Genomic DNA, 10,895 nt, shown 5'->3' with positions numbered 1-10,895 from the left:
CCCGCCCCTGCCGGCAGGGGGACCGGCACGGGCCCGGATGCGGTGGAAAGGGTGACCGGCCGCCCGCTGCGCAGCCGCACTTCCTGCACGGTACAGGCGAGCGTGGGCGGCACTGCCGCCAATGCTGGCCGCAGAAAGCCCGGCAGGCGCTGGATCGCATTGTAATACTCGTCCATTTCCTTTCACCGTCCTTTGTTTTAAAGGATATGTCCGCTGTGCCCCCGCTAGAACAAAAAAGCGGCCCTCCCCGCAGGGATGACCGCTCAACGCCAAGTTTCATTTTACTGGATTAACTCTAAAAACTCCGCCTCGGTGAGAACAGGGACTCCAAGCTCCCGGGCCTTTGCAAGTTTCGAGCCGGCGGCCTCTCCCGCCAGCACATATGCGGTTTTTTTGGAAACCGAACCGCTGGCCTTGCCGCCGTTTCGTGCGATCAGCGCCTCGGCTTCGGCGCGGGAAAGGTTCTCCAGCGTACCGGTGACCACAATGGTCTTGCCGGCCAGCTTGTCTGTCTTTTCCTCTCCCTGCCAGCGCATGTTCACACCGGCCGCCGCCAGTCTTTCCAAAAGGTCGGCGGTGCCCTGCTTTGCAAAAAACTCGACCGCGCTTTGCGCCATCACACCGCCAAAGCCGTCGATGGCGCTGATCTCTTCCGCACTGGCGGCCCGCACTGCCTCCATGCTGCCAAAGTGCTCTGCCAGCAGCGCCGCGGCCTTGTCGCCTATATTGCGGATCCCGAGGCCGAAAATAAGTTTGTCCAAATTGTTCTGTTTGGAAACCTCGATCGCCGCCAAAAGGTTGCGGGCGCTCTTCTGCTTGAATTTATCCAGCGTCAAAAGCTGCTCCTCGGTCAGATCATAGATATCCGCCGCTGACCGCACGAGCCCGCGCTCCACCAGCTGGGCGGACACCGCTTTGCCCAGGCCGTCGATGTCCATGGCGTTTCGGCTGGCAAAGTGGATCAGATTGCGCAGCGTCTGCGCCGGGCATTCCGGGTTCACGCAGCGCAGGGCCGCCTCGTCCTCCAGATGCACCACGGGTTCCCCGCAGGAGGGGCAGACCTCGGGCATGTGATAGGTTTCCCCCGCCGCGTGGCGGGTCACCGCCACCACTTCGGGAATGATATCGCCCGCCTTGCGCACCCGGATGGTGTCGCCCAGCCGAAGATCCAGCTGCGCAATAAAATCCTCATTGTGCAGGATGGCGCGGCTCACGGTGGTGCCGGCCAGCTGTACCGGCGCAAAGCGTGCCGTGGGGGTCAGGACCCCCGTGCGCCCCACCGACACATCCACCCCCAAAAGCTCGGTCTCCTTTTCCTCCGGGGGATACTTAAAAGCAATGGCCCAGCGCGGGAACTTGTTGGTGCTGCCGAGCTGCCCGCGCTGGGAAAAATCATTCACCTTGATCACGGCGCCGTCCATATCAAAGCTCAGTTCCCCGCGCGCCGCGCCGATCCGCTCGATCTCCCGGATCGCGTCCTCGATGTCGGTGTAGATGTTGTACCGGGGCGACACCGGGAAGCCGAGTGCCTTTACATAATCCAGGCTCTCGGTGTGGGTGGCCGGCTGGGGCCCGCCCCGGAGCTGCTGGATGTTGAATACAAAGATGGACAGGCCCCTGCCTGCGGTAACGGCGCTGTCCTTCTGGCGCAGGCTGCCCGCCGCCGCGTTGCGGGGGTTTTTAAAGGGCTGCTTATCGCTGAGCTCCTGCTCCTCCACCAACTTTTCAAAGGCGGCGTGGGGCATATATACTTCGCCCCGCACCTCCAAAAATGCCGGGGCATTCGGCAGCTTTTTAGGGATATCCCGGATGGTGGCCAGATTAGCCGTAACATCCTCGCCCACCAAGCCGTCACCCCGGGTGGAACCGCGCACAAATTCCCCGTCCCGGTATTCAAGGCTCACCGAAAGCCCGTCGATCTTCACTTCCACCACATATTCCGGCACAAGGCCGTCGCCCCGCACCCGGCGGTCGAATTCCCGCAGCTCTTCAAACGAAAACGCATCCTGAAGGCTTTCCATCTTTACCTCATGCACCACCTTGGCAAAGCGGCCGGCCGGGGTGCCCCCCACTTTTTGGGTGGGCGAATCAGGAGTGATGAGCTCCGGGAAGCGGGCTTCCAGCTCTTTGAGTTCCCGATTGAGGGCGTCGTATTCAAAATCTGTAAGCTCCGGGGCGTCCTGGTCGTAATAAAGGCGGTTGTTATGTTCAATCACGCGGCGCAGCTCCTGCACGCGCTGTTTTGCCTGCTCCAGCTCCAAAGACGTATCACCTCGATCATAAATCTTGGCGCAAAATGCACGCCAACGGCTATTAGTATATCACATTTTGCCCGCCAAATCTCCACCCTGCGCATAAAATTCCGGCACCTGCCCCACAATGAGCATCTGCGCCACACACACCTCGCTGGTCACGGTGGTATCGGCCTGCGCCCCCGCCAGCATCGCGCATAATTCCACCGTAAAGGTCACATTTACTTCCAGTTTTGTCTGGTTTACACCGGCGCTGGAAAAGCGGCTCTCTACCTTGCTTTCCACATTTGAAAGCGGGATCGCCCGCACCGTGAGCTCCGGTCCCAGGCCCGCCAGCGCCTGCACGCCGGTCAGGGTGCCCAGAGGCACGGCAAGCTTTGCCCGCCCCAGCGAATCCAAAGACTTGCTCAGGGTTTCTTCCAGGTCGTTCTGCAATTGGTTAAGCCGCAGGGTATCGCAGGCCACGCTCACGATCTGGCCCGCACTGTCCCGCTGGATGTCGTACAGCTCTTTATACAGCTCCGGCCGCTCGTCGATGGTCTTGTTCACGGCACTCTGCATGGTATGGATGCACAGGTCCCGGCACTCGTACTGGGCGATGGTAAGTGCCACCGGCCGTACCTTTTGCTCCAGCGACACCAGCGAGAACGCCAGCAGCGCCAGCAAAAAAAGGACCGCCAGCAAGAACTTGTGCCGGGCCCGCATTTTTTGCCGGGGCGGCCGTTTTACCCTTTTTTGCATGGCGTTTTCTTCCCTTCTGCACGTTTTATCCTACGCTCTACTATATTCGGCCAGAGGGCGAAACGTGAGGGAAAACGCAAAAAGCCGGGCTCCCCACACAGGAAAGCCCGGCAAAAAATGCAGATTTTAAATAGAAATGGTGTTGGCCACATCCAGCAGCATGGTGTCGATGGTCTTGTGCATCGAGAGCGCCACGTTGATGTCGTAATCCACGATCTTATCGGCCGAAACAGCCACCACACGGTTCACGATGCCCTTTTCCAGCAGATCAATGGCATGGAACCCCATGGTGGAGGCGGTAACGCGGTCCCGCAGGGTGGGCGACCCGCCGCGCTGCACATGCCCAAGCACCGTGGCCCGGGAATCAATGCCCGTGCGGGACTGGATCTCGTTCGCAAGCTCCTGTGCGTGCCCCACGCCCTCGGCCACGATCACGATAAAATGCTTTTTACCGGTCTTTTGAGTAAACGCCATCCGCTCCATAATATCGCGCTCCAGATCGTAGGGGCGCTCGGGGATCAAAATAGCCAGCGCGCCGGTGGCAATGCCCACATTCAGGGCAATGTAGCCGGCGTTGCGCCCCATTACCTCCACCACGCTGCAGCGGTCGTGGCTCTGGGTGGTATCGCGCAGCTTATCCACCATTTCCACCGCGGTGTTCATGGCGGTATCGTAACCGATGGTATACTCGCTGCAGGCAATGTCGTTGTCGATCGTGCCGGGGATGCCGATGCAGGGTACCCCCAGTTTGGCAAGATCCTTCGCGCCGCGGAAGGAACCGTCGCCGCCAATGACCACCAGTGCGTCGATGCCTATTTCGCTGCATTTATCGGCTGCCTTTTGCTGACCCTCCAGGGTCTTGAACTCCAAACAGCGGGCCGTATACAGCACAGTGCCGCCGCGGTGGATGATTTCGGAAACACTGCGAAGGTTCATCTCGTATACTTCGCCGCTCAGCAGGCCGTTGTACCCGCGCTCGATGCCCATCACACGCATGCCGCGGCTCAGCGCAGTGCGGACCACTGCGCGCACCGCGGCATTCATGCCCGGGGCGTCGCCGCCGCTGGTGAGAACGCCGATGGTTTTGATCCTGGTAGACATTGTAAGCCCCTCCCTCGGTAGGAATCCTCTCTCTAGTGCACATTATAGCATTGAAGCAACAAAAATGCAAAAAAATCTTTTATGAAACCTGCCACAAAATTTGCCCTTTCAGCTATTTGGTGGCCACCGCTTTTTCTCCCAGGATACGGCGCAGCTCGCTGTACAGCAGCTCATTGTCCAGTGTCCAGAGATTCCGGGGCGCCTGGGTGAGCTGTTTTTGATCCTCAAAGTACATATATACCGGCATGCCGCCCTCAAAGATGGTCAGCAGATTTTCCACCTTGCCAAACTCCGGGCAATGGCGGCTGGGCAGCTTTAAATACAGGCCTTTTTTGCCTGCGGCGCGGCGCGGCGCCTCGCCGGGGCGGCGGCCCGGGTCGTATTCTTCAATGGGAACGATCTCCTCGGCCACCAGCTTCGCGTTTTCCTCTTCTTTCACGGACACGCGCCCCGTGACCACCACAACGGCGTTGTCGCGCAGGGCGTCGCGGCAGCCCGCCAGAACCTTTGGAAAAATCAAAATTTCCATGGTGCCGCTCAGATCCTCCACGTTGGTAAACGCCATCATGGTGTTGGAGCGGGTGGTCATGAACTTTGTTTTGATGATGGCGCAGGCCACGTTCACGGTTTTGCCGTCGTAAAGCTTGGCGTCCTCGCCCGAAAGGTCTGCCAGGCGGCAGCCGCCGATGGTCTTTATGCGCTCGCGGTAAGCGTCCAGCGGATGGCCCGAAAGGTAAAGGCCGCTCACCTCTTTTTCCAGCTGAAGCAGCTCGCCCAGTTCAAATTCAGGCAGGGCCGGGATGTGATAATCGTCCATCTCCTCTTCCCCGCCGGCCTGGCTGAACAGATCCAGCTGGCCCTCCAGGTTTTTGCGGCTGTCGGTTTCCACACTTTTGAGCACGCCCTCCACGCTTTGCAGCAGAGCGCGCCGCGTGGCGCCCGTTTCGTCGAAGGCGCCGCATTTGATCAAGCTTTCCACCGCCCGGCGGTTCAGCTCGGTGCCGTGCATGCGCTTGCAGAAATCGTACAAGGAGCGGTAGGGCTTTTCGCTCCGCTCGCGCACCACCGCCGCGATCAGGTTGCGGCCCACATTTTTCACCGCGTTCAGGCCAAAGCGGATGTTCTTGCCGTCCACAGTAAAGCCGCCGGCGCTGATGTTGATGCTGGGGGGCAAAAGTTGCAGCCCCAGCCTTTGGCACTCGCCGCTGTACTCGATGACCTTGTCGGTGTTGTCCAGCACACTGGTGAGCAGGGCGGCCATAAACTCGCTGGGGTAGTGGCATTTCAGGTAGGCCGTCTGGTAGGCAACATAAGCGTAGCAGGCCGCGTGGGACTTGTTGAAGGCGTACGAGGCAAAGCTGCTCATATCGTCAAAAATCTCATTCGCCACCTGCGCCGAAATGCCGTTTTCTGCACAGCCGGTCACAAAATGCTGGCGCTCCTTTTCCATTACATCGTGCTTTTTTTTGCTCATGGCGCGGCGCACCAAATCGGCCTGCCCCAGCGAGAAGCCTGCCAGCTCCCGACAGATCTGCATGACCTGTTCCTGGTAAACGATACAGCCGTTGGTCACGTCCAGAATATGCGCGAGCTGGGGCGTTTTATACCGCACCTTGTCCGGCTCGTGCCGGTTGCGCAGATAAGCGGGGATCGAGTCCATCGGGCCGGGGCGGTACAGGCTGATCAGCGCAATGATATCCTCCAGGTTCTGCGGGTGCAGCCCTAAAAGCACCTGCTTCATGCCCGTGCTTTCAAGCTGGAACACACCCTCGGTCTCGCTTTGGCCCAGCATCTCGTAAGTAGCCTTGTCGTCGTACGAGATGGCGTCCATCAAAAAGTCCGGCTCCCTGCGGCGGATCATATCCTCGGCGTCTTTGATGACCGTGAGGGTTCGCAGGCCCAAAAAATCCATTTTTAAAAGGCCCAGTTCTTCAATGGTGGTCATGGTGAACTGGGTCACCGGCACCCCATCGTTCGAGGCCAGGGGCACATATTCGTTGGCGGCCTCGCGGGTAATCACCACCCCCGCCGCGTGGGTGGAAGCGTGGCGGGGCATGCCCTCAATTTTAATGGCTGTATCAATGAGTTCCCGCACCTGGCCGTCCGCCTCGTAGCGGGCTTTCAGCTCCGCCGAAACCTCCAGCGCCCGGTGCAGGGTCATTTTCAGTTCCATGGGCACAAGCTTTGCCACCGCATCCACCTGAGCGTAAGGCAGGTCCATCACACGGCCCACATCCCGAATGGCGGCCCGGGCCGCCATGGTCCCGAAGGTGATGATCTGTGCCACATGATCCGCACCGTATTTGCGGTTCACATAATCAATCACTTCCTGCCGGCGCTCGTAGCAAAAGTCCACGTCGAAATCCGGCATACTGACCCGTTCGGGGTTCAAAAAACGCTCGAACAGCAGGTTATAGCGGATGGGGTCGATGTTGGTGATGCCCACACAGTAGGCAGCGATGCTGCCCGCACCGCTGCCGCGCCCGGGGCCCACAGGGATCCCCTGGTTTTTGGCGTAATTGATAAAATCATACACGATGAGGTAGTAGTTGGTGTACCCCATGCGCTTGATCACGTCAATCTCGTATTCCAGACGCCGGCGCATCTCGTCGGTTGCCTGGCCGCCGTAGCGGCGTTCCAGACCCTCGTAGCACAGCTTTTCAAAGTAGGCCTGGTTCTCCATGCCGTCAGGGGCCTCAAAATAAGGCAGCTTGGTTACGCCGAACTCAAAATCAAAGCTGCACATCTCGGCGATCCTGCAGGTGTTCTCGCAGGCGTCGGGGGCGATGGCGAACAGATCGTACATTTCCTCGGTGCTTTTGAGATAAAATTCGTCGGTCTCAAACTCCAGCTTGTCCGAATCGTTTACCGTTTTGCCGGTCTGGATGCAGATCAGGATGCTCTGCATTTTGCTGTCTTCCCGGCGCAGATAATGGGCGTCGTTGGTTGCGACCAGGGGGATGCCCGTTTCCCTTGCAAGGCGGATCAAAAGCGGCAGCACCTGCTGCTGCTCTTCCAGGCCATGGTCCTGAATTTCAATATAATAATTGCCCTGCCCGAACAGATCGTTATAATAGAGGGCCGCGCTTTTTGCTTTTTCGTAGTCGCCTGCCAAGAGGGCCTGCGGGATCTCGCCCGCAAGGCACGCCGACAGGCACACCAAACCCTCGTGATGCTGCTCCAGCATCTCTTTGTCAACCCGGGGCTTGGAATAAAAGCCCTCGATGAAGCCCGCCGACACCAGCTTGATCAGGTTTTTGTAGCCGGTCTCATTCTTGCACAGCAGCACCAGGTGGTGTGAGCCGTCGATCCGGTTCACCTTGTCGAACCGGGAGCGGGTAGCCACATAAACCTCGCAGCCGATGATCGGCTTGACGCCTGCCTTTTTGGCTGCCTTGTAAAAATCCACACAGCCATACATTGCGCCATGATCGGTAATGGCAATGGAGGTCTGCCCCAGCTCCTTCACCCGGTCGAAAATTTTATCGATCCGGCAGGCGCCGTCCAGCAGGCTGTATTCGGTATGGACATGAAGGTGTGTAAAGTTTTTTTGCTTTTCAGCCATTGGATCTCCTTTGTTTCATGCTCTCTGCAATCTGCTCAAGCTTTTTCAGGCGGTGTGAAAGCCCGGATTTGCTGATGGGCTCCGCGCTCTTTTCGGCCAGCTGTGCCAGCGAAAGCTCGGGCCATGCAAGCCTCAGCTCCGCGGCCTGCTGCAGGGGCTGGGGCAAGGCCTCGTATGCTCCGCTCTCCTTTAAAAAGTCAATGGCGCGGCTTACCTGCACGTTTGCGGTGACCACCTTGTCCATATTTGCGGTTTCGCAGTTGGTAAGGCGGTTTGTTTTGTTGCGCAGTTCTTTATACAGCTTGCGGTCCATAATCTGCATGGCTGCGTTCCCCGCGCCCATAAAGGTAAGCAGATCCTCCAGCTGTTCGCTGGCCTTTACATACACCACGTTCAGCCCCTTGCGCAGCGTGCGGTGCGGGCGGAATTCATGTTCGGCCAGAATGGCCTCCAGATCCTTGGCAAGGTTATGGCGGGCGCACAGAAACTCCAGGTTATACTCCTTGCTGGGGTCAGTCATGGTGCCACAGCACAAAAATGCCGAGGCCACAAACGCGTTCACACACTGGCCGCAGGCCAGAAGCGCGGGGTTCACCCGCAGGCTCACCTGCCCTTTTGGGCAGCCGAACAAAGCCGTCAGCTTGGCCACCTCCTGCGGGTGGGCGATCTTGAACTCGTGCACCGCGCCGCTGGGGCGCTCTTTTGTCAGGATCTCGCCCCGGATGCCACACATCCCGAACAGGCGCTTGGCGTGCTGCGCCACCGCCAGCAGTTCGGTGTGCAGCACCACGCCGCGCTCATCAAAATAGCGGCCGAAGCAGGCGACGCCGTAACAGGCGGCGCTGACACAGCAAGGCCGGGCAAGCTTTTTTTGCACGATCTCATTTTTTACATCCTGAGCAAAGCTCAAAGCCGCCAGCCCCTTTCCCCGTCGTTTTTAAGAAACGCGCCCCGCATCCCGGTGCTGCACCCCCGGGGCGTACCCCAACGTCCGGCAGTGTTCCGCCAAAAGCCGCACAAAGGTGATGGACCGGTGCTTGCCGCCGGTACACCCCACCGCAACGGTGAGCTGGCTTTTGCCCTCTTTGACATAGAGCGGCAGCGAAAAATCCAGCAGCGCCTCAATGTGGCGCAGCAGCTCCCTTGCCTGTGGAAACTGCATCACATATTCGGCCACTTCTGGGTCCATTCCGGTCTTGGGTTTTAATTCCGGCACATAAAAAGGATTGGGCAGGCAGCGCACGTCCAGCACGATATCCGCCTCCTTGGGCAGGCCGTACTTAAACCCGAACGACATAAGGGTAAGCACCATCGGCTGCTGATGCGACTGTAAAAAAAGGCTGCAAATGCGCTCTTTGTTCTGCGCGGTGGAAAGCAGCGAGGTATCCACCACATAATCGGCCTTTTCGTACAGCGGGCGCAGCAGCGCCCGCTCGCGCCCAATCGCCTCGCTGGTGGACAGCCCCTCGTAGCTGCTGAGAGGGTGCATGCGCCGGGTTTCTTTATAGCGCCTCTCCAAAACCTCATCGGCAGAATCGAGAAACAGGATCTGGTAGGTTATCAGGCTTTTGTCCATGCTGTCCAGCGCCGCGGTGATGTCCATCGGGCTGCGGCAGCCGCGCACATCCAGCACAACCGCGACCTTCTCCAGCATATTCTCGCCCTGCTGCGCAAAATCCAGAATGCGCGGCAGCAGGCCGGCCGGGATGTTGTCGATACAAAAATAGCCAATGTCTTCCAGCGCATTCACGGCCAGCGATTTGCCGGCCCCCGAAAGGCCGGTCACCACCAACAATTTCATTCCCCTGTTTCTCCCCTCGATACCGCCGCTTTGCTTCTTTATTGTTTCACTCCACCACGCGGACCTCTTTTTCCAGCATGTAGCCGGTGCGCTCTTTCACCACCTGCTGCACCTGCTCGGCCAGGGCCAAAACGTCGGCGCAGGTGGCCCCCCCCAGGTTCACAATAAAGCCGCAGTGCTTTTCGCTCACCGCCGCGCCGCCCATCTGCGCGCCCCGCAGCCCGCTCTGCTCAATCAGCGCACCGGCAAAGGCTCCTTCCGGGCGCTTGAAGGTGCTGCCTGCGCTGGGATATTCAAGCGGCTGCTTTTCTCTGCGCCGGTTCAGAAGCTGCTCCATCTTGGCAGTGATTGTTTCCCTCTCGCCGGGCTGCAGGCACAGCTCCGCTTTCAGCACACACCACCCGGTGCGGCTGAACAGGCTGGTGCGGTACCCCAGCTCCAGCTGCCCGGCAGGCTTGGTGAGGATCCGGCCCTCGCCGTCCAAAAAAGTAACGGTGTGCAGAACGCCGCTCATCTCGCCCCCGTAAGCGCCCGCGTTCATATACACCGCGCCCCCCAGGCTGCCCGGAATCCCATACGCAAACTCCAGCCCTGTAAGGGAATGCTCCGCCGCCGCGCGGCAGATCCGGTTCAGGGAAACCCCGGAGCTTGCTGTAATGCAATTTTGCTTTACAACGATCTCCTCCCGCATTTCACAGGTGGAAATCACGACCCCGTCAAACCCCTCATCGCGGAAGAGCAGGTTTGAGCCGCGCCCCAAAAGGTAATACCGCGCGGCGTGCCGGCGGCACAGCCCGACCGCGCGCACCAATTCTCCGGTGCTGCGGGGGGTGCAGAACAGCCCCGCAGGGCCGCCGATCCGAAAGCTGGTATGGCGCGCCAGCGGCTCGCCGCAGAAAAATGGAATCCCTGCATTTTTAAATTCCTGCTGCATCGCCTCAAAACACTCCACAAAAAGCCCCCTCAAAACTTTTACGCCCGGCCAGCGGGCATTTTTCGCCTGGTTTTACTGCGCCTGGTTGCCCAGCCACGCCGCACCGACCACCCCGGCGTCGTTGAACAGCTCGGCGCATTTGATGGTCACCCGCCGCTTGCCGTCCCGCGCGTATTCCTCCCAGTCCACCAGCTTGCGCACCGGCGCCAGCAGCGTTTCGCCCTCGTGAGAAACGCCCCCGCCGATGCACACGATGTCCGGCTGGAAAATATTGATGACGTTGGTCAGCCCACAGGCAACATATTCCACATACTTGTCGATGAGCATTTTCGCCAGCTGGTCGCCGGCGCGCATGCCGTCGAAAGCGGTCTTGGCATTTACCTTGTTGATATTGCCCCCAACGAGCTGCCACATCATGTTCTTCGGGTGCGACAGCAGGGCGGCTTTGGTGTCCTCGGTGAGCGCGCGGGCCGAGGCATATTTTTCCCAGCAGCCATTGCG

The 10,895-nt window shown here is 59.3% G+C and carries 8 protein-coding genes; all 8 read right to left on the bottom strand.

Going from position 1 to position 10,895, the window contains the following annotated elements:
• Positions 1-281: 281 nt before the first annotated feature.
• The gene (gene ligA, locus ACMLHZ_RS02360; protein WP_418666205.1) at positions 282-2,261 is read right to left on the bottom strand and encodes an NAD-dependent DNA ligase LigA; all 1,980 of its coding nucleotides are present in this window, start codon (positions 2,259-2,261) and stop codon (positions 282-284) included.
• A gap of 60 nt (positions 2,262-2,321) precedes the next feature.
• Positions 2,322-2,993: a sporulation protein YunB gene (gene yunB, locus ACMLHZ_RS02355; RefSeq protein WP_418666204.1), complete on the bottom strand. Its 672-nt coding sequence runs from the start codon at positions 2,991-2,993 to the stop codon at positions 2,322-2,324.
• Between the two features lie 126 nt (positions 2,994-3,119).
• Positions 3,120-4,094 (bottom strand): 6-phosphofructokinase, encoded by a 975-nt coding sequence (gene pfkA / locus ACMLHZ_RS02350; RefSeq protein WP_418666203.1) that lies wholly within the window; start codon positions 4,092-4,094, stop codon positions 3,120-3,122.
• A gap of 112 nt (positions 4,095-4,206) precedes the next feature.
• On the bottom strand, positions 4,207-7,659 hold the full coding sequence (locus tag ACMLHZ_RS02345; protein ID WP_418666202.1) for a DNA polymerase III subunit alpha: 3,453 nt from the start codon (positions 7,657-7,659) through the stop codon (positions 4,207-4,209).
• Positions 7,652-8,569: a DNA-binding protein WhiA gene (gene whiA, locus ACMLHZ_RS02340; RefSeq protein ID WP_418666201.1), complete on the bottom strand. Its 918-nt coding sequence runs from the start codon at positions 8,567-8,569 to the stop codon at positions 7,652-7,654. Before whiA ends, ACMLHZ_RS02345 begins: the two co-directional genes overlap by 8 nt.
• A 27-nt stretch (positions 8,570-8,596) precedes the next feature.
• Positions 8,597-9,460 carry an RNase adapter RapZ gene (rapZ, locus tag ACMLHZ_RS02335; RefSeq protein ID WP_418666200.1) on the bottom strand — a complete coding sequence of 288 codons (864 nt, stop codon included), beginning with the start codon at positions 9,458-9,460 and terminating at the stop codon, positions 8,597-8,599.
• Between the two features lie 46 nt (positions 9,461-9,506).
• A complete protein-coding gene (gene murB, locus ACMLHZ_RS02330) occupies positions 9,507-10,412 on the bottom strand; it encodes a UDP-N-acetylmuramate dehydrogenase (protein ID WP_418666199.1) in 906 nt (301 codons plus the stop codon).
• Between the two features lie 54 nt (positions 10,413-10,466).
• Positions 10,467-10,895 (bottom strand): ROK family protein (locus ACMLHZ_RS02325; RefSeq protein ID WP_418666198.1); only part of this gene is annotated, 429 nt, incomplete at its 5' end.

It is taken from the genome of Allofournierella sp., from assembly GCF_048388525.1.
Taxonomy (GTDB): domain Bacteria; phylum Bacillota; class Clostridia; order Oscillospirales; family Ruminococcaceae; genus BQOK01.
The sequence above is the reverse complement of the archived record's forward strand: the minus strand, read 5'-3'. Positions and strand labels throughout refer to the sequence as shown.

What these genes read in the sequence shown, in the direction of transcription:
- yunB (WP_418666204.1), bottom strand. Translation starts at nt 2,993, where the DNA reads ATGCAAAAAAGGGTAAAACGGCCGCCCCGGCAAAAAATGCGGGCCCGG.
- pfkA (WP_418666203.1), bottom strand. Translation starts at nt 4,094, where the DNA reads ATGTCTACCAGGATCAAAACCATCGGCGTTCTCACCAGCGGCGGCGAC.
- ACMLHZ_RS02345 (WP_418666202.1), bottom strand. Translation starts at nt 7,659, where the DNA reads ATGGCTGAAAAGCAAAAAAACTTTACACACCTTCATGTCCATACCGAA.
- rapZ (WP_418666200.1), bottom strand. Translation starts at nt 9,460, where the DNA reads ATGAAATTGTTGGTGGTGACCGGCCTTTCGGGGGCCGGCAAATCGCTG.